This is a genomic window from Janthinobacterium sp. LS2A, assembly GCF_036543145.1.
GTDB classification, from domain to species: domain Bacteria; phylum Pseudomonadota; class Gammaproteobacteria; order Burkholderiales; family Burkholderiaceae_D; genus Janthinobacterium; species Janthinobacterium aestuarii.
The window spans coordinates 885,397-911,248 of sequence record NZ_JAZHPB010000002.1 but is presented as its reverse complement, the minus strand read 5'-3'; the positions used below and the strand labels follow the sequence as shown (position 1 = coordinate 911,248).

Below are 25,852 nucleotides of genomic sequence, written 5' to 3'. Positions count from 1 at the left end.
GCAGTCGCTACAGCCCCGAGTTACATCAGGGCGATCACAGGATAACGCCGCCATTCCGGCTCGGCAAAGCGCTGGCAGTGTGCAAAAATGAAGTCGAGCACGGCTTCCTGATTGCTCAGCAAGGCCGGGTTGGCCGCTTTCCAGTCGGCGAACTTGGCGGCCAGCGCCGGCTCGTCGCGCAGCAATTCGGATGCCATGTCCTCGAATACGTAGTCGGAAAACGCTTCTTTCTTCTCCAGCACGCTGTTGAAGAAGCCCCAGCGGAAGAAGCTGTCGTGCGCTTGCGGTTCCAAGGTTTCCACGGCGTAGCGCGCGTTGTCCTGCTCCAGGGACACGACATAATCGCCCGCCTGCACGGTGAACTGGCCCGTGCGCGCTTCCAGTTCCACCGTGTCGTGGAACATATGGCCTTCGTAGGCCGTGGCGCGCGTACCGACGGATGCGATGTGGTAGTAGCGCGCCGTTACCGTCTGTTCGGCGGTGATGCGGCTCATTTCGACGCCGTTCCAGCGCAGGCGCTCGATGACTTCGCGCCACGCTTGCGGCACGACATAGGCTTTCGGCGCGGCCACGGTGACGTCCGCATCGAAGCGGTTGTAGTAGGCGATGTCGCGTTCCCACGGCTGCGAGCGGTCGTACGATAGGCGCTGGTAATCGCCGAGGATACTTGGCGTGTATTGCGCCGCATAGCCCTTGAAGGGGAAGGTCGACGGCTGTTCTTCGTTCATGGTCCAGTGGATGGGCCACTCGGCTTGCGTGCGTCCCGCCGCCTTGGCTTGCGCGCGCAGTTGCTTGATCTGTTCGCCATGTCTGACCGTGAACGCCATCGTGATGTCGAGCAGGGCGCGCATGGAGGCGTAGCGGTCGGCAAACGGTTTCAACATGTGCGTTTCCGGCATGAAACCGATGACGTGGTGCAAGGCCGCAAAGCCGGTCGAGAAACGCGGTACTTCGAGGAACTCGGCGATGCCGTGGTCGGGGCTGTCCTTGACGGGGTTCACATACGGGCAGGTGGGCCAGCCGGCCTGTTCCATCTGCGCAAAGATGTGCGGCAGCATGGTGTCTTGCAGGAAGGGGCCGAGGCCATTGCCCAGCTTGTCCGTCTGCGTGTGGATCAGGGTCATCGTGTACGGGTAGTCGGCGCCGTTCGACGTATGCGTGTCGACCATCACGTCCGGGTCCCAGCTGGCCAGCAGGCGGTTGAACACTTGCGCGTTCAGGCTGTCGCACTTGATGAAGTCGCGGTTCAGGTCCAGGTGGCGGCTGTTGCCGCGGAAACCGAATTGCTCCGGGCCATCCTGGTTCACGCGCGACGTGTTGGCGCGGTTCAGGCTGCCATCGACGTTGTAGATCGGAATGAACAGCAGCACGGTGCTGCCCAGCGCCGCCAGGCGTTCCGGCTGCGTGCACAGGTCGCGCACGATGGCCATGCAGGCGTCGATGCCTTCCGGTTCGCCCGGATGGATGCCGTTGTTGTTGAAGAACACGGTGCGGCCCGCGCGCTTGATCTGTTCGCGGTCGAACACGCCGTCCGCGCTGACGACGCCAGCATGGATGGGCACGCCCGAGTCGGACAGGCCGATCTGTTCGAAATGCAGCACTTGCGGATAGCGTGCGGCGAGATCTTGATAGAAGGTGATGCATTCCAGCCAGGTCGTGGTCTGGTTGTGGTTACCGAGTTCGTAGGTCGTGCGCAAGTCTGGTGGCATAGCGGTCTGAGTCTGGGAGGGGGAAGGCGCGCTGGGTAAGTACGCCCGCTAGGGGCCAATTGTAGCACCGGCGTTGGCGCCTTGAGGCGCGGCAGAGGGGGCGGGCCGCACTTGTGTTATGAATACGTTTCACGCACGAGGGAGACGGCATGGGCAAGATGGCGATGGCGGTGCTGTTGTGGTGGGCTTGGCTGGCGGCACAGGCGGCACCATTGCGCTTGCCAGCGGGCAAGGGACCGGTGGCGCAGGGCGGCTCCGTCACGGCCGCCGCGCAGGGTGCGCTGATACGCTACCGGGGCTGGCTGCTGGCCGTCGATGGCGCCCTATCGGAGCAGCGGTCCGATGTCGTGCTGACGTCGGCGCAGGCGGGCCACGCACCGCAGCTGCAGATGGGATCCACGCAGCGCCCCTTGCCCCTGTGGTCAGCCTTCGAGCTCGTCAAGGGTAGCGCGCGCCTGCGCATCACGGCGCTGCCGGGGCCCGATGAGCTTCCCGCGCTGCTGCTGGACTTTGGCGATGGCGACTACCGCATCGTGATACCCGCCGCCCCCATCGCGCGGCAAGCGTATCCGCTGCTGGCGCAGCGTTTTCCCGGTGCCGACCTGGCCTTGCTGTTGCAGGACGGCCGGCGGGTGATGCTGCCGCTGGGAAGTGACCGCACGCAAGTGTTTGGCGAGGAACAAGCCGTGCCTTACCGTTTCGCCAAGGTAAAACGTTAGGCGAAAAAAAGCCACTCCCGAAGGAGTGGCTCAGGCTAAAGCGCCCGTTGCCGGGTTATTGCTTCTTGTTATTCAGCGCCCATTTCTTTCAGCAGGTTGTCTGCGTGGTCGATGTGTTTCATGTTCCACAGCATGTAGCGCAGGTCGACCTGGATCGAACGGGTGTTGGCCTTGTTGTAGTCCCAATCGGAAATGATCGAGTCCAGGGTGCCATCGAATGCCAGGCCGATGAATTCGCCTTTGGCGTTCAGGGCAGCCGAACCGGAGTTGCCGCCGGTGATGTCCAGGGTCGCCAGGTAGTCGACCGGTACGGTTTTCAGCTTCGGATCGACGAATTTACCGAAGTCCTTGGCTTTGATCGCGGCCAGTTGGTTTGCCGGAGCATTGAACTCGCCCTGGCCCGTGGCTTTGGCGGCGACGCCATTGACGGTGGTGAAGGCAGACCAGGTGGTGCCGTCGGCGCCATGGTCGCGGCCGGCTACTTTGCCGAACGTGACGCGCAGGGTGCTGTTGGCGTCAGGATAGACAGCTTGGCCCTTGCTCTTCATGAAGGCGATTTTTGCTTTCATGTAGTTGGCGTACGCTTGCTGGATCTTGCCTGCCAGTTCTTCATCTTCCGCTTCGTTTTTCAGCGAATCCGGATACATGGCGACGGCGGCCTGGATGAAGCTGTCCTTGCTGGCCTGGAATTCGGCTGGCGTGCGTTTCAGCCATGCTGCGCGCTCGGCCTTGTCGGCCAGCTTGCTGCCTGCATACAGTTTGTCCAGGGCGGCGGACAGGTCGGCTGGCGACATGCCGTCCTTGATGCCGATGGCGGCGTCGAAGCTGGCGCGGCGTTGTGCTGCCGGCTGCGCGGCGTACTTGGTCAGGCTGTTCAGTACCAGCGCCTTGTCGACTTTTTCATCGTAGGTGCGCTCGACCGAGGTGATGCCCGCTTCCAGGCGTGGCAAGTCGCGCGTCTGGTAGCCGGACTTGCGTTCCGTATCGGCCTTGGTGCCTTCGTTCGACAGGCGGTACAGGCTGCGTGCCGTGTTCAGCAGGCGCGGCTGTGCGTAGCTGAGGAAGAAATCGCGCTTGGTGTCGGCATCGCGCTCGGCGATCAGCTTTTCCACTTGCTCGATGTCGCCGGCAAATTCGGCCTTGCGTGCCGGCGTGGCGTTGACCCAGGTCTTCAGGGCTTCATGTTCCGCCGTCTTGCGCGCCAGGAAGTCACTGCCGGCGTACGAGTCCAGCATGCCTTGGCGGTTCTTGTAGTAATTGTTCACGCCGGCAACTTGACCCGCGTATTTCAGGGCAACATCCTTGTTGTCCTTGGTTTCGCGCGCGATGATGGCCAGGGTTTCGCCCGACGCTTTCACGAAGGCCGGGTAGTTCCAGTCAAACGTGTACGCCACTTCCGATGGCAGGCGGTGACGGTTGGTGCGGCCAGGATAGCCCAGGACCATGACGAAATCGCCTTCTTTCAAGCCATCCTTGGCCAGTTTCAGCACGTGTTTTGGCTGGTACGGCACGTTGTCCTTGCTGAAGTCGGCCGCTTTGCCGTCCTTGCTGACGTAGGCGCGGTAAAAGCCGTAGTCGCCCGTGTGGCGTGGCCACATCCAGTTGTCGGTGTCGCCGCCGAATTTACCGACGCCCGCTGGAGGCGCGTGCACCAGGCGCACGTCGCGGATTTCCAGTTGCTTGATCAGGTAGAACTCCAGGCCGCCGTAGTAGGCCGACACGGTGCAGCGGAAGCCCGCTTCTTTTTCGCATTCGGCGACCAGTTTCTTCTGGTTTTTCTCGATCGCGTCGATGCGTGCCTTGCCTTGCAGCTTGGCCACGTCGGCGGTGATGATCTTGTCGCTGACATTCGTCACGGCCGAGGTAACGAAGATGCGGCTGCCTGGGGATGCTGGCAATTCTTCAGCGAAAGTCTTGGCCAGGAAACCGTTGGCCAGCAAATCGCGCTCTTTGGTCGAATTGACCGCCACGCTGTTGTAGACGCAATGGTGGTTGGTGGCAACCAGGCCTTGCGGCGAGACGAACGACGCCGAGCAGCCGCCCAGGCTGACGATGGCGCCCATCGGGAATTCGGTCAGTTTGGTCAGGTTGGTCGGATCAAGTTTCAGTCCGGCCGCTTTCAGTTCCTTGGCTACTTGTGGCAGCTGTTGGGGCATCCACATGCCTTCGTCGGCGTGTGCGAAGTTGCTCAGGATGGCGAGCGCGATGAGAGATTTTTTCATTCGAGTTCTGTTCTTTTACATTGTAGGGAAGTCGGAATCAGCGGAGTACCCGCTGATTGTGCAGCGGGCGACATAGAGTATCCGTATCGAACTCGCACTAGTCAATCACATTTTCCGGGCAGCATGCTCGTATGTGCTTGCTTGAATGACATTATTTTGAGTGGCGCAGGGGCGGGAACCGGCTGCCAGCGCGCATTTTTCCGTGCGGCGGCTGTGGTATTTGTACATACGTGTCCTGGCGGCAATGAAAAATGGCCGGGCGCTTGCGCGGCCCGGCCATGTGTTGCTGCGCTCTTTTTGACTGCTTAGCGTATTTTGCCGCGGCGCAAAAGATTCACGATGCCCAGCAGGATCACGGCGCCCAGGAACGAGACCAGCAACGAAGCCAGGCTGAAATTGTCGCTATTGATGGTGCCCGTGCCGAACAGCGGGGCCAGCAGCCAGCCGCCCAGGAAGGCGCCGACGATGCCGACGATGATATTGAGGAAGATGCCCTGTTGCGCATTGGTTTTCATGACCATGCTGGCCAGCCAGCCAATGACGCCGCCAATAACGATCCAGATAATGAAATTCATGTAGTCCTCCGCGCGATGGATAAGTAGGTGTGCCATGTCAGAACAACATCATGCCAATGGATAGTGATGCCGCACGATAGAAAAGTCCAGCGGATTCGCATGGCGCATGCAAAAGCCCGCCTGGCTGCGGGCAGCGAGGCGGGCTTGTCATGCGGCAAGGCCGTGTTTAATCGGCCTTGATCGCTTCCACCTGGATGGCCAGCTTGACCTCCGGCGAGAACGCCGGCATGCCGTAGTTCAGGCCAAAGTCGCTGCGCTTGAATTCCGCCGTGGCGTCGGCGCCGCACACTTCACGCTTGTAGCGCGGGTGCATGATGCACTTGAACTTGCTCACGTTCAGCTTGACGGGCTTGGTCACGCCCAGCAGGGTCAGTTCGCCATCGACTTCCACCAGCTGATCGCCGTTGAACTTGAGCGATTTGCTCTTGTAGGTGATTTCAGGGAATTTCTCGACGTTGAACATGTCCGCTTTTTTCGCGTGCGTATTCATGGCGTCGAGGCCGAAGTCGATCGAATCGGCATCGATGACGAGGTCCAGGCTGCCCGTCTTGGCGGCACGGTCCAGGGTGACCGTGCCCTTGGTCTTGTTGAACTTGCCGCGCCACACGGACATGCCCATGTGATCGGCTTCAAAGCTGGGGAAGGTATGCGTCGGGTCGAGGTTGTAGGTGTCGGTAGCGGCCATGGCCGAACCCGCGCCGGCGGCTGCCAGCACGGCGATCATCAAGTGCGAAAATTTCATGCAGATCCTATAGTTGAACAGGTTTTGGGGTTGTTTTTCATAACGCATGAAAAACGTTCAGGGCAAGGCGCCTTGCCGAAGGCAGTACGAATGTACGACGAGGCAAGAGCAACGCAGCCATGGACGTTTTCTCAGGTGTTATTGAGCGGCAACGTGGAATTTAATTGTGACCTCGTCTGCAACCATGCTCGTGTCCTTCCACTCGCCTTCCCCGATGTTATAGGTCAGGCGCTTGATCGGCAGGGCGCCGTCAAATGCATATTTGCCGCCGTCGGCTTTCACCGCCAGGGGGAAGGTCACGTCGGTGGTCTTGCCTTTGATGCTCAGCTTGCCGGTCACCGTCAGCTTGCCCGCGCCGGCCGCCTTGATGCTGCTCGAGACAAAGGTGGCTTTCGGGAACTGGGCCGAGTTGAACCATTCTTTCTTGGCCACTTCCTTGTTGTACTCGGGGTCGCCGATATCGATGCTGGCCGTCTCGATTTCCACCGACGCCTTCGAGGCGTCCGGCGCGGCCGGGTTGTAATCGATGGCGATATTGAATTTCTTGAACTTCGCTTCCACGGGCACGTTCATTTGCTTGAACACGGCCGACACGCTGGTCTTGGCGGGATCGACTTTCAGCAAGGTGGCGGCGGTGGCGGCCACGGACAGGCCCAGCAGGGAAGCGAGGACGATGCGTTGGGTGGTTTTCATCTTGTTTTTTTCCTGTAGTTTTTCAGTGAGCAAGGGGAAGTCGGTGCTACGGCAGCATGCGCTTGAGCACGCCATCGCGGTCGATGAACTGGTGCTTCAGCGCCGCCAGCACATGGGCGGCCACGGCGGCGGCCATCGTCATGTTCAGAACATAATGAATTTCTTTTAAAAGCGGCTTAAGTTCCGGGTTCGGCGCCATGATGACGGGCAACTGGAACAGGCCCAGGTAGACCACGGGCACGCCGGCGGCCAAGGTGTACAGGTAGCCGGAGACGGGCACGGCGAAGATCAGGATATACAGCAGCACGTGCATGGCGTCGGCCGCCTTCTTTTGCCAGGCAACCATGCTGGCCGGGTGCGGCGGCGGCACATTGGCCTTGCGCCACAGCAGGCGGATGGCGGCGATGGCCAGCACGGTCACGCCCAGCCATTTATGCCACGAGAAATATTTGAGCTTGGTGGGCGTCAGGCCGGGAATATCGACCATGACCAGGCCCATGACGAAGGCGCTGATGATCAGCAGGGCGGTCAGCCAGTGCAGGATGATGGCGGTGGTGGTGTAGCGTTGCATCGATGGCTTTCTTGAAAGTAGTACGTATTAGGACTAATTCGGCCTAATATACCAAAGAAAAGCAAATTGCGCTGCGTGCCGGAGATTCTACAAGAAAGATTGCCGGAAAAACCGCGGGGCGGGCAGCATTTGTGCTGGCCGCCCCGCGGGAGTGGATCGGAGGATCCCCATGTGGAAACTGCTTAGATGGCTTTGGCCAATTGCGCGGCGATGCCGATGTAGTTGCCCGGCGTCATGGTCAGCAGCACATCCTTGGCATCCTGCGGAATGGCCAGGCCATTGACGAAGGTTTGCAGCGCTTCTTTCGAGATGCCCTTGCCGCGCGTCAGCTCTTTCAACTGTTCGTACGGGTTTTCGATGCCATAGCGGCGCATCACGGTTTGTACGGGCTCGGCCAGCACTTCCCAGGTCGCGTCCAGGTCTTGCGCCAGGCGCGCGTGGTTCACTTCCAGCTTGTTCAGGCCGCGCAGGCAGCTGTCATACGCCAGCAGGGTGTAGCCCAGGCCCACGCCGATATTGCGCAGCACGGTCGAATCGGTCAGGTCGCGCTGCATGCGCGAGACGGGCAGTTTTTCCGACAGGTGTTTCAGCACGGCGTTGGCCAGGCCCAGGTTGCCTTCCGAGTTTTCGAAGTCGATCGGGTTGACCTTGTGCGGCATGGTCGACGAACCGATTTCGCCCGCTTTCAGTTTTTGCTTGAAATAGCCCAGCGACACATACGTCCAGATGTCGCGGTTCAGGTCCAGCAGGATCGTGTTGGCGCGCGCGAAGGCGTCGAACAGTTCGGCCATGTAGTCGTGCGGCTCGATCTGGATGGTGTACGGGTTGAAGACCAGGCCCAGGCGCTGTTCGATGACGGCCTTCGAGAATGCCGGCCAGTCGAAACCGGGGTAGGCGGACAGGTGGGCGTTGTAGTTGCCGACGGCGCCATTCATCTTGCCGAGGATTTCCACTTGTTCGATGCGTTTCACGGCGCGCTGCAAGCGGGCCACGACGTTGGCAAATTCCTTGCCAAGGGTGGTCGGGCTGGCCGTCTGGCCGTGCGTGCGCGACAGCATCGGCACGTCGGCATTGTCGTGCGCGATCTGCGTCAGCTTGGCCACCAGGCCGTTCAGTGCCGGCAGCATCACGCCGTCGCGCGCGGCTTTGAGCATCATGCCGTGCGAGGTGTTGTTGATGTCTTCCGAGGTGCAGGCGAAATGGATGAATTCCGACGCCGCCACCAGTTCCGGCACGTCCGCCACTTGTTCCTTCAGCCAGTATTCGACCGCCTTGACGTCATGGTTGGTCACCGCTTCGATGGCCTTGATGCGGGCCGCGTCGGCTTCCGAGAAATCGGCCGCCATCTTGTCGAGTAGGGCGCTCGCTTCTGCCGAGAACGGCTTGATTTCAGCGAAACCGGCTTGCGACAGCGCTTGCAGCCAGGAGATTTCCACTTTCACGCGGTGGTGCATGAAACCGGCTTCGGACAGGATCGGGCGCAGCAGATCGGTCTTGCTGGCGTAGCGGCCATCGAGCGGAGACAGGGCCGACAGCGTGGAATACGGAGTAGTAGAAGTCATGAGAGCGGACGCAAGTTAAAGAAACGGTTGGCGTGTGGCGCGCGGGGAGGGCGGGGCTATTACAATACAGCAACACTGACGGCGCCACAGTAAAGGGCGATTTTACCACCGCTGGCCGCTGGCCAGCCGTCCGTCGGCTGCGGATAGCCCCCATGTTGGCCGAATCCGGCCCCGATGCGGCGTGCCTGCCACACACTGGAGGCCGCCGGGCGCGTGCTGCCAAACACCGCTGCCGCCGATGCTATACTGCTAGCTGCTCCTTTACCTTAAAGTACCTATGAAACTGATCGGTTCCCTCGCCAGCCCGTATGTCCGCAAAGCCCGTATCGTGCTGGCGGAAAAAAAGCTCGACTATGTCTTCGAGCTGGAAAACGTGTGGGTGCCGGAAACCCGCATCGCCCAGGCCAATCCTCTCGGCAAGGTGCCTTGCCTGGTGATGGAAGATGGCAGCACGCTGATCGATTCGAAAGTCATCGTCGAATACCTCGACACCCTCACGCCCGTCTGTAAACTGCTGCCGGCCGGCGGCAATGGCCGCGAGCGGGCCGATATCAAGAACTGGGAAGCGCTGGCCGACGGCATCCTCGACGCGGGCGTGCTGGTACGCCTGGAGCGCACGCAGCGCCCGCCCGAGCAGCAAAGCGCGGCCTGGATCGCGCGCCAGCTGGACAAAGTCACTCTGGGCCTCGCGGCGCTGGAAGCACGCCTGGGCGAGAGCGCCTATTGTGCCGGCAAGAACTACACCCTGGCCGACGTGGCCGTGGGCTGCGCCCTGGGCTGGCTCAGCTTCCGCTTCCCGGAAATCGACTGGCGCTCGGAGCATCCGGCGCTGGCGCGTTTGTTCGACAAACTGTCCGAGCGGCAGTCGTTCAAGGACACCGCGCCGCAGTGAGCGCACGATGACCGGCAACGATTCGAAGGCGCAGCAACGCCTGCAGATGGCCGATATCGCGCGTCTGGCCGGCGTGTCCACGTCGACCGTGTCGCGTGCGCTGAGCGGCAGTTCGCTGGTCAATGAAGAGACGCGCGCGCGCGTCATCGCGCTGGCCCGTTCGCTCAAATACTCCATCAATATCGGCGCGCAAAACCTGCGCCTGAAACAGAACCGCACGGTGGGCGTGGTGGTGCCGTATGACGCGGCCACGCGCCAGCACCTGTCCGATCCTTTCTTTCTCAGCATGCTGGGCAGCCTGGCCGATGCGCTGACGGAGCAGGGCTTCGACATGCTCATTTCGCGCGTGGACGCCGAAACGCTCGATGCGGCCGCCCTGTCCTTCGACAGCGGCCGCGTGATCGGCATCATCCTGATCGGCCAGTGGCGCCACCATGAACAACTGAACCAGCTGGCCGCGCGCCAGGTGCCCATCGTCGTGTGGGGCGCGCAATTGCCGCAGCAGCTGTATTGCACCGTGGGCGGCGATAACGTCGCCGGCGGCAGGCTGGCCACGGAGCACTTGCTGGCGGCGGGGCGCCGGCGCATCGCCTTCTTTGGCGACGCCAAGCTGCCCGAAGTGGCGCAGCGCCACGCCGGCTATGCGCAGGCGCTGGCCGCGCAAGGACTGGCGCCGGACCCGCAACTGTACGTGGCCGGCTCCTTCCTGCCGCAGGGCGGCGCGACGGGCGTGCAGGAACTGCTGGACCGCCAGTTGCCGTTCGACGCCATCTTTGCCTGCAGCGACTTGCTGGCCATGAGCGCCATCAACGCCCTGCGCGCGCGCGGCGTGGCCGTGCCGGAACAGGTGGCCGTGGTCGGCTACGACGATATCGAACTGGCCGCGTATTTCCATCCGCCGCTGACCACCGTGCGCCAGCCGATCCGCGCCGCCGGACGCGCGCTGGTGGCTTCGCTGCTGGCGCTGGTCGACGGCGCGCCTGCGCCATCGCAGCAATTGCCAACCGAGCTGATCGTACGCGCCTCGGGCCGTTGAAACGCATTGGCAAGGTATTGCAACCGATTGCAATTATTTCAAATTTAGCCGTGAATTTCCATGCTGCACAGCAGCATGGAAAAGCCTGACATCACGTCGATCCCCGCATTTTTCCCTCTATATTGCCCGTAATATTCCCTTAAAAACAACAACATTTTCATGTTGCAGTGCTCTATTGCAATCGATTGCAATAAATTCTTATTCGTTCAATAATGGCGTACCGGCTCAGCCAGCGCGCCACGGCATGCGGCGGCCAGTACCCATAACAAGCGGATACCTCGATGTATCGGCATACAACACTGGAGACAAAATGAACGCACGTACTGCACAACGCGGCTGCATGGCCGCAGCCGTCGCCCTGGCCATGCTGCAACTGGGCGCCGCCCACGCGCAATCGGCCGCCGACACCGCCAGCGCCGCTCCCGCCGATGGCCTGAACCTGGAACGCATCGTCGTCACGGGTACCACCGGCGGCACGTCCAAAATGAAATCGAGCAATTCCGTCAGCAGCATGGAGCTCGATACCATCCTGCACAACGCACCGACCAGCGCGGCCGAAGTCCTGCGCTCGGTACCGGGCTTGCGCGCCGAATCCTCGGGCGGCGAAGGCAATGCCAACATCACCGTGCGCGGCCTGCCCATTTCCGCTGGCGGCGCGCGCTATGTGCAGATCCAGGAAGACGGCTTGCCCGTGCTGCAGTTCGGCGACTTCAATTTCACGACGCCCGACAGCTTCGTCAAGATCGATTCCACGCTCGACCACCTGGAAGTGGTGCGCGGCGGTTCGGCCTCCACCCTGGCCACCAATTCGCCGGGCGGCATCATCAATTTCATCAGCAAGAATGGCAAGGAGAAGGGCGGCAGCGTGGCCCTCAGCCGTGGCCTGGGCTACGACCAGACGCGTGTTGATTTTGATTACGGCGCGCCGGTTTCGGAGCGCACGCGCTTCTTCATCGGCGGCTCCTGGCGCACGGGCGAAGGCATCCGCCACAGTGGCGTCAACAGCGAAAAGGGTGGGCAGATCCGCGGCAATGTCACGCATGAATTCGACAGCGGCTTCGTGCGCCTGTCGTTCAAGCATCTCGACGACCAGTCGCCCACGGCCCTGCCCGTGCCCGTCAGCGTGCGCAATGGCCGTATCGGGGAAATCGCCGGCATCGACCCGCGCAAGGCCAGTTTCTATTCGCCGTACTGGGTGCCCGACATGGTGCTGAACAAGGATAACCAGCGCGTGGCCACCCGCGTCAACGACGGCTTGCACGTCAAGAGCGATACCGTGGGCCTGGAAGCGTCGTTCAAGCTGGGGCAGGGCTGGAGCGTGAGCGAAAACTTCCGCTACGCCGACAATTCGGGGCGCTTCATCGGCGTCTTCCCGTCGAATAATGGCAGCGACGGCAGCTATGTGTTTGCCAGCGGCCCGAACCAGGGCAAGCCTTACACGGGCCGTGCGTTTTCCGCCGTGGTGTTCAACACCTCGATCGACGACGCCAGCAATACCCTGAGCGACACCAAGCTGGCCAAGACGTTTGTGCTCGACAGCGGCAAGCTGACCACCACGGCCGGCCTGTACCTGTCGCAGCAAAAGCTGGGCCTGACCTGGAACTTCAATGAATACCTGATGCAGGCCACGGGCGACCGGCCGGCGTTGCTGCAGACGGCCAGCGGCACGCTAGGCTATATCGGCCCGGCCTTCGGCGCCTGCTGCTCGCGCGCCGTCGACATGGAATACCGCACGACGTCGCCCTACCTGAATCTGGCCTGGGAAAGCGGCGCGCTGAATCTCGACGGCGGCCTGCGGCGCGACCGTCAGCATGCGAGCGGCACGGCCAACCAGGCCACCGGCGCGCAAGCGTATCTGCCGTCGACGGTGCAGCGGGTCGACTACACCTTGGGCCACACCTCGTACTCGCTGGGCGCGAACTACAAGCTGCAGGGGAACCTGGCCGTGTTTGCCCGCGTCAGCGAAGGCGTGGCCTTCAATGCCGACCGCATCCTGTTCGGCACACCGCTCGATGGCAGCGTGCCCGTGGCGATCAATACCGTGCGCCAGCTCGAAGGCGGCGTGAAATGGCGGCGTGGTCCCCTGAGCACTTTCGTCACCGTGTTCCAGGCCAAGACCAAGGAAAGCAATTACGAGGCGACCACCCAGCTGCGCACGGCCAACAGCTATGAAGCGAAAGGCGTGGAACTGGAAGCGGCCTACAGCGCCGGCGACTTCCGCATCAATGGCGGCTTGACGTTCACCGATGCCGAGATCACGGGCACGGCGGCGGCCGACGTGGCGCTGATCGGCAATACGCCGCGGCGCCAGGCGCGTGTCGTCTACCAGATCGCGCCCACCTATGAATGGGGGCAGGCTACCTTGGGCGCGAGCCTGGTCGGCACGGGCAAGTCGTGGGGCGACGATGCGCACACGATCACCTTGCCCGCCTACCAGGTGCTCAATGCCTTCGTCAATTACCAGCTCACGCCGCAATTGCAGGTGGCGCTGACGGCGAACAATCTGCTCGACAAGATCGGCTACACGGAAGTCGAGGGCGATGGCCATGCGGCCCGCTCGATCACGGGGCGCGCCGTCAAGGTCAGCCTGAAATACGCATTTTAAGCAAGGATAGGATTCATGATGTCGATACGCAGCCCCCTGGCGCGCCTGCTGGCGCCGCTCCCCACGCACTTGCGCGACGATGCGGCGCGCCGCTATGCGCGCCAGGAGGCGGTCTTGCTCGACCGCCTGGGCAGCCTGTATGGCCAGCGGCCGGACTTCCTGCCCTGGCTGGGCGACCTGATGGAAAGCGTGGGGCGGCTGTATGCGGCGCGCGCCCCCGAGCTGCTGCGGCAGGATGCGCAGCGCGAAGCGCAGCCGGACTGGTTTGCCAGCCAGTCCATGCTCGGTTACAGCGCGTATGTGCAGCGCTTCGGCGGCAATCTGCAGGGCGTGGCGGCGCGCATTGCCCACCTGCGCGAACTGGGCGTGACGTATCTGCATCTGCTGCCGTTCCTGCGCCCGCGCGCCGGCGAAAGCGATGGCGGCTTTGCCGTCGCCAGCTTCGAGGAAGTCGATCCCGCGCTGGGCAGCAATGCCGACTTGCTGGCGTTGACGGCGCAGCTGCGCGCGGCCGGCATCAGCCTGTGCTCGGACCTGATCCTCAACCACGTGGCCGACGACCATGCGTGGGCGCTGGGCGCCAAGGCCGGCGATCCGCTGCTGCGCGATTTTTTCCATACCTATCCCGACCGCGTGCAGCCGGACCGCTACGAGCGTACCGTGGGGCAGGTCTTCCCGCAGGCGGCACCCGGCAATTTCACGTTCGTGCCGGAACTCGAGCGCTGGGTCTGGACGACGTTTTACCCGTACCAGTGGGATTTGAATTACGCCAATCCGGCCGTCTTCGCGGCCATGGCCGGCGCCATGCTGGGCCTGGCCAACAAGGGGATCGAGGTATTCCGCCTCGATTCGACGGCCTTCCTGTGGAAGCGCGAAGGTAGCGATTGCATGAACCAGCCCGAAGCCCACAGCCTGCTGCAGGCGTTGCGCGCGATTGCCGCCATCGTCGCGCCGGGCGTGCTGCTCAAGGCCGAAGCCATCGTGCCCACGCCCAAGCTGCCCGCCTATTTTGGCAGCGATGCGGCGCCTGAATGCCATATCGCCTATCACAGCAGCCTGATGGCCGCCGGCTGGGGCGCGCTGGCCGAGGAAAGTACGGACTTGCTGCAGCAGGTGATCGCCGCCACGCCGCCGCTGCCGCCGGCCGCCAGCTGGCTCAGTTATGTGCGCTGCCATGACGACATCGGCTGGAACGTGCTGCTCAATGAAGCGGGCGCGAACGGGCCGGTGCGCCTGGCGCGCATCGCGCAGTTTTTTGCCGGCGCGCCCGGCAGCTATGCGCGCGGCGCCGCCTTCCAGAGCAGCAGCGCCGACAAGGCGCATGGCAGCAACGGCATGGCCGCCTCGCTGGCCGGGCTGGAAAGCGCCGCCACGGTGCAGGAGCAGGAATACGCGCTGCGGCGCCTGCTGCTGCTGCATGGCCTGGCCTTGAGCTTTGGCGCCTTGCCCGTGCTGTACATGGGCGATGAACTGGGCATGACCAACGATCACAGCTACACGCAGCGGGCCGACCGGGCGATGGACAGCCGCTGGCTGCAGCGTCCCGCGTTCGACGACAGCCTGCTGGCATGGCGCCACGATGGTGTGAGCGCCAGCGGCCGGCTGTACCTGGCGCTGCGCCAGCTGGTCGATGTGCGCCGGCGCTTGCCTGCCCTTGCCGCCGCCGCGCCACGCAGCGTGCTGCCCGCCGATATGCCGGCCGTGCTGGCGCTGCTGCGCGGCGACGCGTTTCTCAACCTGAGCAACTTCAGCGGCGCCAGCCAGCGTTTCACTTTGCCCGCAGGCGAATGGCGCAACAGCCTCGATGGCAGCGTGCTGTCCGGCACGGTGGGCTTGCAGCCCTGGCATATGCTGTGGTTGGAAAGGGAACCAGCATGAGCGACGCCAGCGCGCACCGTCCGCACCTGTCGTTCTGGCAGATCGTCAACATGAATGTCGGCTTTTTTGGCATCCAATTCAGTTTTGGGCTGCAGCAAAGCAGCATGAGCCCCATCTACAAATACCTGGGCGCCGATGAAGCGAGCCTGCCCTACCTGTGGCTGGCCGGTCCCATGACGGGGCTGCTCGTGCAGCCATTGATCGGCGCCATGAGCGACCGCACGGTGACGCGCTGGGGCCGCCGCACGCCGTACTTCCTGATTGGCGCCATCTTGTGCAGCCTGGGCCTGCTGGCCATGCCGTTCAGTCCCACCCTGTGGATGGCGGCCAGCCTGCTGTGGATACTCGACGCGGCCAACAATGTGACGATGGAGCCCTACCGCGCCTTTGTCAGCGACAAGCTCGACAAGAAGCAGCACTCGCTGGGTTTTCTCACGCAAAGCGCGTTTACGGGACTGGGGCAGACGCTGGCCTACCTGACGCCGTCGCTGCTGGTTATGCTGGGCATGAACAAGGATGCCGTCAATGGCAGCCATATCCCGCACATCGTCATCGCCGCCTTCATGATCGGCGCCGTGTTCTCGCTCGCCTCGGTGCTGTGGACCTTGAAGACGACGCCGGAAAATCCGCTCACGGCGGCCGAGCTGGCGGCCATCCGCAGCCGCCCGCCGGGCTGGCGCCACACGCTGGCCGATATCGGCGCGGCCCTGCGCGATATGCCGCCGACGATGAAGCAGCTGGCCCTCGTCAACCTGTTCCAGTGGTACGCCCTGTTCTGCTACTGGCAGTACATCGCGCTGTCGCTGTCGGCCACGCTGTTTCACACGACGGACCCCGCGTCGCAAGGCTTTCGCGACGCAGGCCTGCTGAACGGGCAGGTGGGCGCCTTCTACAATTTCGTCGCCTTTGTCGCCGCCTTCGCGCTGGTGCCGTTCACGCGCCGCTTCGGCCCCAAGCGCATGCACAGCGTGTGCCTGTGCGCGGCCGGCGTGGGCATGCTGGGCATCCCGCTGATCCACAGCCCGGCGCTGCTGTTGCTGCCGATGCTGGGCGTGGGCCTGGCCTGGGCCAGCATCATGGGCAATCCCTACATCATGCTGGCCGGCTGCATCCCGCCCGAACGCACGGGTGTCTACATGGGCATTTTCAATATGTTCATCGTCATCCCGATGATCATCCAGATCTTCACCTTGCCGCTGTATTACCGCAGCTGGCTGGGAGGCAATCCGGAGAACGTCATCCGGCTGGCCGGCGCCCTGCTGCTGTGCGCGGCGGTGGCCGTGCTGTTCGTCAAGCTGCGTCCGCCGCAGACCGGCAAGGCTTGACGGCAGGCGAAAAAAAACCGGCGCTGCCGGTTTTTTTTATCTGCCTCGAAGAACAATTATTCTTCAATCGCCATCTGGCTTTGCAGGTAGTTCTGAATGCCGACCTTGGCGATCAGGTCGATCTGCGTTTCCAGCCAGTCGATATGCTCTTCCGTGTCTTCCAGGATCATCAGGAACAGGTCGCGCGAGACGTAATCGCCCGCTTTTTCGCTGATGGCGATGCCTTCCTTGACGGTGGCGTGCGCGGCGCGTTCCAGCTTCAAATCGCATTCCAGCATTTCCGGCGTGTTCTCGCCGATCAGCAGCTTGTGCAGCGCTTGCAGGTTAGGCAGACCGTCGAGCATCAGGATGCGGTCGATCAGCTTGTCGGCGTGTTTCATTTCGCCGATCGATTCTTCGTATTCCTTCTTGCCCAGCTTTTCCAGGCCCCAGTGCTTGTACATGCGCGCATGCAGGAAGTACTGGTTGATGGCCGACAGTTCGTTGGTGAGCTGTGCGTTGAGCATGCGGATGACTTCTTTATCGCCCTTCATGGGATTTCCTTTGTTCTGTGTCGCGTTCGATGATGAAACCGCAGGCTGCTGGCGTTCACTGCCGGGTGGCGTTGGCTGCCTGGTGGCGCGCAGGTTGCCGGTTTCGCTATGCCCGCATGATAGCGCAAAATGCCGGCGATTTCCGGTGCTAAACGGCATTTTTCCGTCTTTTTAACGTAAATATCGTGCGAATAAAACCCATTCTCAAGTGGATTGCCCAGTTGCGCCGTTTTTTATTTGTTAAGGAAAATGAAGGCCATTCTCATTCGCGTTTCCAGCGCTGTTTTGCCGCCGCTGGCGCGCGTGCATGGCCGCGCTGAAAAGGCGGGAAATGTTCGTCCGTTCTTGCTTTTGTGCCTTCTTGGCCGACGCCGGCGATGCGATAATCGGGCAGCGATATTTACTGAAAAAGGATAGCAAGATGATGCTGCATATACCCGGCGTGCTGACGCCGGAACAGGTGACGCATTTCCGCCAGCGCCTGGCGCAGACGGACTGGGTCGACGGACGCGCCAGCGTCGGAGCGCAAGGCGCGCAAGTCAAGCGCAACCGCCAGCTGGCCGAAGGTTCGCCGCTGGCGCTGGAACTGGGCGAGATCGTCAGCCGCGCGCTGATGGCCAATCCGCTGTTCTTTGCGGCCGTGCTGCCGCTGCGCATCCTGCCGCCATTCTTCAACAGCTATGCGGGCGGCGAGCACTATGGCTTGCACATCGATGGCGCCATCCGCACGCCGAAAAACGGCATGCAATCGATGCGCGCCGACGTCTCGTCGACCGTATTCCTCAGCGAGCCGGAGGAGTACGAAGGCGGCGAGCTGGTGGTGGTCGATTCCTACGGCACGCATGAAGTGAAACTGCCGGCCGGCGACGTGATCGTGTATCCGTCGAGCAGCGTGCATCAGGTGCTGCCCGTCACCAGCGGCGAGCGTATCTGCTCCTTCCTGTGGACGCAAAGCATGGTGCGCGAAGACTGGAAACGCAGCATGCTGTTCGAGCTCGATCAGAATATCCAGAGCGTGCGCGCGGCGCATGGCGACTCGCCGGCGACGGTGGGGCTGACGGGGCATTATCATAATTTGCTCAGGATGTGGGCGGAGATGTAAGGCTGGGGTCAGACCCCCGGGGACGTTGGCGCTGAACTGGGCGTTGGCGGTGTTGAGGGTCTGACCCCATAGCAGGCAAAAAAAAGTCTGCCTGGCCCGGGGATGTAGGCTGGCAGACTGAAACAAGCAAATCGCTTGACTAAAACGGGCGCAAAAAAGCAAGCAGGGCACAGGGTGCGGTGCTTGCGGGCTGGCAGCGGCCCAAGGGCCGCCGGAAGGCTAGCTCAGTTGGAAGGTCAGCGGTACTAAAACGTAGACGGGCACGGGCTTGCCGTTTTCGATCATCGGCTTGAACAGCGCGCGCTGCGCGGCCTGGCGGCCCGCTTCGTCGAGGTTGTTGTAGCCGGTCGATTTCTGGATCAGGATTTGCTCGGGCAAGCCTTTTTCATTGATCAGGATGCGTAACACGACGGTGCCGCTTTCGCCCAGGCGGCGCGACAGATTCGGGTAGATCAGTTGCGGCGCCTTGATGTATTCGACGCTGCTGACGGTGCGCGGTGTCGAAGGTGCCGGTGGCGTCGGCGATGGTGCCGCTGGCGCCGTCGGTGCGGCGGTGGCGACAGGCGCCGCTTCGGCGCGCGTCGGCTGCGGCGGCGTGATCGTCGGTTCGCTTGGCGCCACGGCGATCAGCGGCAGCGGCGGGATCACGGCGCGCGGCACGGGAGCGCTCAGTTCCACGGTTTTCGGCACGGACGGTGCCGGTGGTTTCGGCGGCGCCGGCGGGGCGATGATGCTGATGGTCGTGATGGTCGGCATGGCCGCCGTGACGACGCGGCTCAGCAAGCCGCTCTGGATGGCGTAAAAGCCGGCGATATGCAGGACGACGATGGCCATCAGCGGCGCGAATTTGTTGCGCTTCTTGTCGAAGTCGGCAAATTGCTGCACGGCCTGCACCGTTACGGGCGGGGGCATCATCGTCATGGCATTCATCGCTTTCTTAGTTTGTCAGTACAGCTCGCATCAATACGGTTTCTTGCAGCGCCACGGTGGCGTTCAGGTGATCGTTCAGCACTTCCCGCGCGCAGGTGTGGCATTTGCCGCAGCAAGTGGCCACGCCCAGGTCGCGGCGCAGTTCGGCCATGCTGGACAGGCCAAGATCGACGGCTTGACGGATTTCACGATCAGATATGTTGTTGCAGACACATACAATCATTGATACACCTTCTGGCTGGAGGATGAACAGACACTAGTGCTTGGAAGCATTGTTGCTAGTGTTTTAATGAGAATCATTATCATTACGTTTCATTGTCGCGCAAAGTGCGGGACAATGCAAGCGATTTTGATCAAGTGTGCGGCAGTTGGCGGCCTGGCGCGGCGCATCGATATGCCATTTTTTCGGATGGTGCAGCCCTTGATGGGGGCGGCTCTCCGGGCTAAATAAAAACTATTCGCATTCATGTTTATAATGCTGGTATTGTCTCGGACGGTCGCCGTCTGGACAGTTTGAAAGGCCGCTTGTCGGTAATGCGCAACAGTTGCGTTTTACCTCACAACACCCACGTCAAACACGATGCGCCACGCGCAGCAGTCTGTCCCCGGTGTTCTTAATTTGAACGGAATTTGCTCATGACTCTAGTTCCACCCATGATGACGCTCGACGCGCTGGCAGTCGGCCAGAGCGGCACGGTGTTGCATATCACGCCCCACACGGCAGGACAGACGGAGGACGGCGTCGACCTTGTCCGCCGCCTGATGGAGCTGGGATTCGTTCCCGGCGAACGCATCCGTATGCTCAAGCGCGGCATTCCCGGCGGCGATCCGCTGGCCATCAAGGTGGGCAATGCCACGTTCGCGCTGCGCCGCTTCGAAGCGGCGCTGATTACGATTCAACCGCTGCTTCAACCGGAATGATCATGGGTGCTGTCGAAACAATCGTCGATGCGGGCGTGCACAAGCCGCCGCATCAGCCACAAATTGCCTTGCTGGGCAATCCGAACTGCGGCAAGACCGCCCTGTTCAACCGTTTGACGGGCGCGCGCCAGAAAGTGGCGAACTACGCCGGCGTCACCATCGAGCGCAAGGAAGGCCATTTCACGTCGCCCGCCGGCAAGCCCGTGCGCGTGCTTGACCTGCCTGGCGCCTACAGCCTGTCGGCCACCACGCCCGATGAAGCGATCACGCGCGATGTGGTGGGCGGCTTGCGGAAGGGCGACCCGCGCCCGGACGCCATCATCTGCGTCGTCGACGCCACCAATTTGCGCCTGAATCTGCGCCTGGTGCTGGAAGTCAAGCGCCTGGGCCTGCCCATGCTGCTGGCGCTGAACATGACGGACGTGGCGCGCAAGCGCGGCATGCTGATCGACACGGCGAGGCTGTCGGCCGAACTGGGCATGCCCGTGGTGGAAACCATCGCGGTGCAGCACGATGGCGAAAAAGCCCTGCTCGACGCCATCGACGCCATGCTGCCGCTGCCGGTGGTGGAAGCGAAACCGCTGGCGGCCATCGATGCCGTCAGCGTCGAAGAAACCCAGCGCGAAGTGCGCCGCATCCTGGCCGCCGTCAGCAACGACACGCGCGACAGCGGCAACCTGACGGAAAAGATCGACGACGTGGTGCTGCATCCCGTCTTCGGCCCCATCATCCTGGCCGTGCTGATGTTCCTGATCTTCCAGGCCGTGTTTGCCTGGGCGGCCACGCCGATGGAAATGATTACCGATGGCGTGGGCCATCTGGGCGCCGTGCTGACGGCAAACATGCCTGACGGCCACCTGAAAAGCTTGCTGGTGGAAGGCATCATCGGCGGCGTCGGCAGCGTGCTGGTTTTCCTGCCGCAGATCCTGATCCTGTTCTTCTTCATTCTGAGCCTGGAAGACTGCGGCTACCTGCCGCGCGCGGCCTTTTTGCTGGACCGCATGATGGGTGGCGTGGGCTTGTCGGGCCGCGCCTTCATCCCGCTGCTGTCGAGCTTTGCCTGCGCCATTCCCGGCGTGATGGCGGCGCGCACCATCCAGAATCCGCGCGACCGCCTCGTCACCATCATGATCGCGCCGCTGATGACATGCTCGGCGCGCTTGCCCGTGTATGCGCTGATCATCGCCGCCTTCATTCCGGAACGCCAGGTGTGGGGCTATTTGAGCCTGCAAGGCCTGGTGCTGTTCGTCTTGTACTTTGCCGGCATCATCTCGGCCATGGCCGTGGCCTGGGTCATGAAGCGCAGCATGGGCGTGCGCGGCAACCAGCCGCTGCTGCTGGAACTGCCGGCCTACCACTGGCCGCATTTGCGCAACCTGGCCGTCAGCCTGTGGGAGCGCGCGAAGATCTTCCTCACGCGCGTCGGCACCATCATCCTGAGCCTGATGATCATCCTGTGGTTCCTCAGCACCTTCCCCGGCCCGCCGGACAACGCGATCCACCCGCCGATCTATTACAGCCTGGCCGGCATCCTGGGCCGCGGCCTGGAAGTGATCTTCGCGCCGATCGGTTTCAACTGGCAGATCTGCATCGCGCTGGTGCCGGGCATGGCGGCGCGCGAAGTGGCCGTCGGCGCCCTGGGCACCGTGTACGCGCTGTCGCAAACGGGTGACGCGCTGGCCACCACGCTCGAGCCGCTGATCGCCCATTCGTGGTCGATGGCCACGGCGCTGTCCCTGCTGGCCTGGTATGTATTTGCGCCGCAGTGCCTGTCGACCCTCTCCGTGGTGAAACGCGAGACGGGCGGCTGGCGCTATCCGCTGCTGATGGCCGGCTACATGTTCGCCCTGGCGTATGCCGCCTCGTTCATCACGTACCGCGTCGCCCTGTTGCTGGGCGCTTAGGAGAAAAGCATGTGGCAAACCCTCATCGTCGCCCTGATCGTCGCAGCCGCGCTGCTGCATTTTTCGACCAAGTACCTGCCGGCGGGCGTGCGCCGCGCCATCGTGCGCGGCCTCGTGCGCTGCGGCCTCGATGAGGCGAAGATGTCGACCTTCTTCAAGGTGGCGCCCGGTTGCGGCAGTGGCTGCGGTTCCTGCGGCTCCTGCGACAGCCCGCCGCCGCCGTCCGCCACGCCACCGGCCGACGGCAGCAGCAAGCGCGTGATCCTGATGCAGGTGCAGCGCTAGGGCTTGTATTTCAGTGTAGCCACGGGCGCGCCTGTGGGCTACACTGGGCTTTCCGCATGGCAAGGAGTGGCAATGGCGATACTGTTGATCTTCATGTTTCTGTTTGCGGTCGCCACCTGGCTGCTCGCCAGCCGGCGCGGCCGCCACGGGGGACTCTGGTTCGGCATCGGCCTGTTCCTCGGTCCGTTTGCCTTGCTGGCGGTGGCGGCCCTGCCGCCCGTTGCGCCAAGCTGAATGAAAAAAACCCGCGCATGCGGGTTTTTTTTACGTCTGCAGCGCTGCGCTTACGCTTTGCCGGCCAGCTTGTCGACGACCGGCACCAGCGCGGCCGGGCGGCAGCCGAAGGCGGCCAGGCGGCCTTGCGCGTCGGGCGCCAGGTCCAGGTCATATGGCAGACGGCCCGCCACCAGCCACAGTTTGTCGTGCGGCAGGGCCTCGACCAGGCGGCGCTGGCCGTCGACGAACATGGCGTTATACGTTTGCAGCACGATCTGTTGCGCGCCCTGCGCAAAGGCGATGGCTTCATTGACCTCGTCGTCCAGCGCCTCGGCCGACAAGGCGTACTCGCGCACGTCCAGGCCCGCTTCGAGCAGCGCCGGCAGCATCGAGCTGCGCGCTTCCTTGTTGCGGCCCAGCGCCACTTCGTCGATTTCGCTGCGCGAGCGCACTTCCACCGTCAGCAGGGTCACGGGCAGGCTGGCGTCGAGCGGGCGGTAGTCGCCCTGCACGCGCAAGGCGGCCTTTTGCAGCAGCTGCGACAGGGCCATGGCGGCCGGCTGCATCAGCGCCGGCGGGGCGACCGGGCGTTCGCGCCAGTCGCGCACGGCGCGGTTGCGCTTGAGTTCCGCCACGCGCGCGCAAGCCGCGTCGATGCGGGCGATGGCAATGTCGCCGCGCTCCACGGCGGCGATGACGGCATCGATGGCGGCCGTCTGCTGCGCTTCGCGGTGCGAGATGAGGACGATGTCGGCGCCAGCCTGCAAGGTGGCGATGGCGCCCTGCGCGATGCCGATGCCGTCGGCAATGGCCGCCATCTCCAGGCAGTCGGTGATAACGACGCCCTGGTATTTCAACTCGCCGCGCAGCAGGTCCGTCAGCACGCCTTTCGACAGGGTAGCCGGCACACTGGTATCGGCCTCGAAAGCGGGGAAGACCACGTGCGCCGTCATGATGGCATCGACGCCGCCGGCAATGGCCGCGCGGAAGGGCGCCAGTTCCACGGCGCGCAGGCGTTCCTTGTCGTGCGGGACCAGGGCCATGGCGTAATGCGTGTCGGTGGCCGTGTCGCCGTGGCCGGGGAAGTGCTTGGCCGTGACGGCCACGCCGCTGGCGCGCTGCCCACGCATGGCTGCCATGCCGTAGTCGATGACGGTGGCGGCATCCTCGCCATACGCACGCACGCCGATGACGGGGTTGTTGCGGTTGTTGTTCACGTCCAGCACGGGGGCCAGCAGCATATTGATGCCCACTTGGCGCATTTCATCGCCGCTGATCTGGTTCATGCGTTCGCAGTCGTCGATGGAGCCGGCCGCCTGGAAGGCCATCGCCGCCGGGATCGGCGTGACGCCCTGTTCGATGCGCATCACCATGCCGCCTTCCTGATCGATGGAGATCAGCAGCGGGGTGTCGGACACTTCCGCGTTGATCTCCTGCAGTTCGCGGCACAGGGCGGACACTTGCGCGGGCGTATGCACGTTGCGGCGGAACAGGATCACGCCGCCCACCTTCTTTTCGCGTATCAAGGTCTTGATATGCTCGTCCGCCTGCAGGGCGTCGAAGCCCACCATGAATAGCTGTCCTACTTTCTCGCGCAAACCCTGTTCCATGCTGCAACTCCTCCGGTATTCATTCTGATGACGACAAGTCCGTATTCTGGCCCCTGGTGACGCGTCTGGACAATCACCGGAAAAGCTGCCTTGGTTTTATACTTATTTTGGTATTGTATTGGATTTGGATATTTGCGCAAGTGGTTGTTAAGTGGTATTGCTCCACTTGCGCAACGGCGCCGTCAATCGAGGCGCTGGAACGAAGCCGATTGCGCCTTTGGCCAGTACAAGCCGAACACGGGCGGCAGTTGCGGCAGCTGGCTCGGGTCGAGCAGCTGGCCCGCTTCCAGGAACGGCAGCAGGGCCGACGCCAGTTTCACCTGGTTCGGCGAAATGCGCCGCACCAGGTGGTGCGGACGCAGCTCCTGCGGGTGCGCGAGGCCGGCGGCGGCGATCAGTTCGGCCAGCGCCTTCATGGTGTTCTGGTGGAAGTGCGCCACGCGGGCGATCTTGTCGGGCACCACCAGCGCGCGCTGGCGCTGCGGGTCTTGCGTGGCCACGCCCGTGGGGCAGCGGTCCGTGTGGCAGCTTTGCGACTGGATGCAGCCCAGCGCGAACATGAAGCCGCGCGCCGAATTGCACCAGTCGGCGCCCAGCGCCAGCAGGCGGGCGATGTCGAAGGCCGTGATGATCTTGCCCGAGCAGCCGATCTTGATCTTCGCGCGCAGGTTGGCGCCCACGAGGGTGTTATGCACGAGCACCAGCGCTTCCTGCAGCGGCGTGCCCACATGGTCCGTGAATTCCAGGGGCGCGGCGCCCGTGCCCCCTTCGCTGCCGTCGACGACGATGAAGTCGGGCGTGATGCCCGTTTCCAGCATGGCTTTGACGATGGCGAAGAACTCCCACGGATGGCCGATGGCCAGCTTGAAGCCCGTCGGCTTGCCGCCGGAGAGCGTGCGCAGGCGGTCGATGAAGTGCAGCATTTCCAGCGGCGTGGAAAAGGCACTGTGCGCGGCCGGCGAGACGCAATCCTCGCCCACCATCACGCCGCGCGTGGTGGCGATCTCGATCGTCACTTTCGGCCCGGGCAGCACGCCGCCGTGGCCCGGCTTGGCGCCCTGCGACATTTTCAGCTCGATCATTTTCACCTGCTCCGAGCTGGCGTTGGCGATGAAGCGTTCTTCCGAAAATGTACCGTCCTGGTTGCGGCAACCGAAGTAGCCGGAGCCGATTTCCCACACCAGGTCGCCGCCGTTTTCGCGGTGGTAGGGGCTGATGCTGCCTTCGCCCGTGTCGTGCATGAAGCCGCCGCTGCGCGCGCCGCCGTTCAGGGCCAGGATGGCGTTGGCCGACAGGGCGCCAAAGCTCATCGCCGAGATATTGAAGACGCTGGCCGAATACGGCTTTTCACGTCGGCAGTCCGGATGGTTGCCGATCTCGATGCGGAAATCGTGGCTCGTTACCTTGGCGGGCGCGATGGAATGGTTGATCCATTCGTAGCCCGCTTCATACACGTCGAGCTGGGTGCCGAACGGACGCTTGTCCGTCTGCTCCTTGGCGCGCTGGTAGACGATGCTGCGCTGGCTGCGCGAGAACGGCGTCGCTTCGCTGTCGCTTTCCAGGAAATACTGGCGGATTTCGGGGCGGATGCTCTCAAAAAAGAAGCGGAAATGCGCGAGGATGGGGTAATTGCGGCGCAGGGCGCGCTTCGTTTGCAGCAGGTCGCTGATGCCGACCAGGGTCAGCGCACCGGCCAGCACGGGCAGCCAGTAATGATCGTAGTAAAACAGGGACAGGACAAAGATGGCTGCCGTCGCAATGAAGGTCAGGTAGCGAAATGGTACTAGGTGCATGGGCACTCCGGTGAAGTCAGACTGGTAAA

Annotated in this window: 23 protein-coding genes; 11 read left to right on the top strand and 12 right to left on the bottom strand. The window is 62.8% G+C overall.

The genetic code is table 11. The annotated features are described in order from the left end of the window. Positions 1-20: 20 nt before the first annotated feature. The gene (locus V3C40_RS09935) at positions 21-1,709 is read right to left on the bottom strand and encodes a M14 family zinc carboxypeptidase (RefSeq protein WP_331777305.1); all 1,689 of its coding nucleotides are present in this window, start codon (positions 1,707-1,709) and stop codon (positions 21-23) included. Positions 1,710-1,858: 149 nt separating this feature from the next. Between V3C40_RS09935 and V3C40_RS09930 the strand changes: the two genes are divergently transcribed. Further along, positions 1,859-2,428, top strand: a complete 570-nt coding sequence (locus tag V3C40_RS09930) for a hypothetical protein (RefSeq protein ID WP_331777304.1) — start codon at positions 1,859-1,861, stop codon at positions 2,426-2,428. Positions 2,429-2,496: 68 nt separating this feature from the next. On the opposite strand, the gene V3C40_RS09925 is transcribed toward V3C40_RS09930, so the two are convergent. From V3C40_RS09925 to purB, 6 genes are all read right to left on the bottom strand, one after another. Then, positions 2,497-4,650 (bottom strand): S46 family peptidase, encoded by a 2,154-nt coding sequence (locus V3C40_RS09925; RefSeq protein WP_034745584.1) that lies wholly within the window; start codon positions 4,648-4,650, stop codon positions 2,497-2,499. A gap of 305 nt (positions 4,651-4,955) precedes the next feature. Then, complete coding sequence (locus V3C40_RS09920; protein ID WP_034745587.1) at positions 4,956-5,225, bottom strand: GlsB/YeaQ/YmgE family stress response membrane protein; 270 nt, start codon at positions 5,223-5,225, stop codon at positions 4,956-4,958. Positions 5,226-5,391: 166 nt separating this feature from the next. Further along, positions 5,392-5,967: a YceI family protein gene (locus V3C40_RS09915; protein WP_034747598.1), complete on the bottom strand. Its 576-nt coding sequence runs from the start codon at positions 5,965-5,967 to the stop codon at positions 5,392-5,394. A 138-nt stretch (positions 5,968-6,105) separates the two neighbouring features. Continuing rightward, positions 6,106-6,660 (bottom strand): YceI family protein, encoded by a 555-nt coding sequence (locus V3C40_RS09910; RefSeq protein ID WP_139090541.1) that lies wholly within the window; start codon positions 6,658-6,660, stop codon positions 6,106-6,108. A 46-nt stretch (positions 6,661-6,706) separates the two neighbouring features. Next, complete coding sequence (locus V3C40_RS09905; protein WP_046684510.1) at positions 6,707-7,231, bottom strand: cytochrome b; 525 nt, start codon at positions 7,229-7,231, stop codon at positions 6,707-6,709. A gap of 182 nt (positions 7,232-7,413) precedes the next feature. After that, positions 7,414-8,793, bottom strand: a complete 1,380-nt coding sequence (purB, locus tag V3C40_RS09900; protein ID WP_072457294.1) for an adenylosuccinate lyase — start codon at positions 8,791-8,793, stop codon at positions 7,414-7,416. 277 nt (positions 8,794-9,070) lie between these two features. Between purB and V3C40_RS09895 the strand changes: the two genes are divergently transcribed. From V3C40_RS09895 to V3C40_RS09875, 5 genes are all read left to right on the top strand, one after another. Continuing rightward, a complete protein-coding gene (locus V3C40_RS09895) occupies positions 9,071-9,685 on the top strand; it encodes a glutathione S-transferase N-terminal domain-containing protein (protein ID WP_331777303.1) in 615 nt (204 codons plus the stop codon). Between the two features lie 7 nt (positions 9,686-9,692). Further along, a complete protein-coding gene (locus V3C40_RS09890) occupies positions 9,693-10,721 on the top strand; it encodes a LacI family DNA-binding transcriptional regulator (protein ID WP_331777302.1) in 1,029 nt (342 codons plus the stop codon). Between the two features lie 310 nt (positions 10,722-11,031). Next, positions 11,032-13,326, top strand: coding sequence for a TonB-dependent receptor (locus tag V3C40_RS09885; RefSeq protein ID WP_331777301.1), 2,295 nt, complete (start codon positions 11,032-11,034; stop codon positions 13,324-13,326). A gap of 15 nt (positions 13,327-13,341) precedes the next feature. After that, positions 13,342-15,204: an alpha-amylase family glycosyl hydrolase gene (locus tag V3C40_RS09880; RefSeq protein WP_331777300.1), complete on the top strand. Its 1,863-nt coding sequence runs from the start codon at positions 13,342-13,344 to the stop codon at positions 15,202-15,204. Next, entirely contained in the window at positions 15,201-16,529 is a 1,329-nt protein-coding gene (locus tag V3C40_RS09875; protein ID WP_331777299.1) for an MFS transporter, read from the top strand. Before V3C40_RS09880 ends, V3C40_RS09875 begins: the two co-directional genes overlap by 4 nt. A gap of 56 nt (positions 16,530-16,585) precedes the next feature. Here the strand turns inward: V3C40_RS09875 and bfr are convergent, their stop codons facing one another. Next, complete coding sequence (gene bfr / locus V3C40_RS09870; protein WP_034745609.1) at positions 16,586-17,062, bottom strand: bacterioferritin; 477 nt, start codon at positions 17,060-17,062, stop codon at positions 16,586-16,588. A 421-nt stretch (positions 17,063-17,483) separates the two neighbouring features. Here bfr and V3C40_RS09865 point away from each other — a divergent pair, with 421 nt between their 5' ends. Beyond that, positions 17,484-18,164, top strand: a complete 681-nt coding sequence (locus V3C40_RS09865) for a Fe2+-dependent dioxygenase (protein ID WP_070302854.1) — start codon at positions 17,484-17,486, stop codon at positions 18,162-18,164. 219 nt (positions 18,165-18,383) lie between these two features. On the opposite strand, the gene V3C40_RS09860 is transcribed toward V3C40_RS09865, so the two are convergent. Next, complete coding sequence (locus V3C40_RS09860; protein WP_051990857.1) at positions 18,384-19,085, bottom strand: energy transducer TonB; 702 nt, start codon at positions 19,083-19,085, stop codon at positions 18,384-18,386. Between the two features lie 16 nt (positions 19,086-19,101). Beyond that, entirely contained in the window at positions 19,102-19,317 is a 216-nt protein-coding gene (locus tag V3C40_RS09855; protein WP_034745611.1) for a (2Fe-2S)-binding protein, read from the bottom strand. A gap of 413 nt (positions 19,318-19,730) precedes the next feature. Here V3C40_RS09855 and V3C40_RS09850 point away from each other — a divergent pair, with 413 nt between their 5' ends. The 4 genes from V3C40_RS09850 to V3C40_RS09835 all read left to right on the top strand — a co-directional run bounded on the left by V3C40_RS09850 (position 19,731) and on the right by V3C40_RS09835 (position 22,438). Beyond that, positions 19,731-20,015, top strand: coding sequence for a FeoA family protein (locus V3C40_RS09850; RefSeq protein WP_034745614.1), 285 nt, complete (start codon positions 19,731-19,733; stop codon positions 20,013-20,015). Positions 20,016-20,017: 2 nt separating this feature from the next. Next, the gene (gene feoB, locus V3C40_RS09845; protein WP_331777298.1) at positions 20,018-21,919 is read left to right on the top strand and encodes a ferrous iron transporter B; all 1,902 of its coding nucleotides are present in this window, start codon (positions 20,018-20,020) and stop codon (positions 21,917-21,919) included. Between the two features lie 9 nt (positions 21,920-21,928). Continuing rightward, the gene (locus V3C40_RS09840) at positions 21,929-22,204 is read left to right on the top strand and encodes a hypothetical protein (protein WP_070302856.1); all 276 of its coding nucleotides are present in this window, start codon (positions 21,929-21,931) and stop codon (positions 22,202-22,204) included. A gap of 72 nt (positions 22,205-22,276) precedes the next feature. After that, positions 22,277-22,438 carry a hypothetical protein gene (locus V3C40_RS09835; RefSeq protein ID WP_157814699.1) on the top strand — a complete coding sequence of 54 codons (162 nt, stop codon included), beginning with the start codon at positions 22,277-22,279 and terminating at the stop codon, positions 22,436-22,438. 50 nt (positions 22,439-22,488) lie between these two features. Here the strand turns inward: V3C40_RS09835 and nagZ are convergent, their stop codons facing one another. Together nagZ and V3C40_RS09825 are read right to left on the bottom strand one after the other, a co-directional pair. After that, entirely contained in the window at positions 22,489-24,030 is a 1,542-nt protein-coding gene (nagZ, locus tag V3C40_RS09830) for a beta-N-acetylhexosaminidase (protein WP_331777297.1), read from the bottom strand. A gap of 182 nt (positions 24,031-24,212) precedes the next feature. Then, positions 24,213-25,823: an FMN-binding glutamate synthase family protein gene (locus V3C40_RS09825; RefSeq protein ID WP_331777296.1), complete on the bottom strand. Its 1,611-nt coding sequence runs from the start codon at positions 25,821-25,823 to the stop codon at positions 24,213-24,215. Positions 25,824-25,852 lie beyond the last annotated feature (29 nt).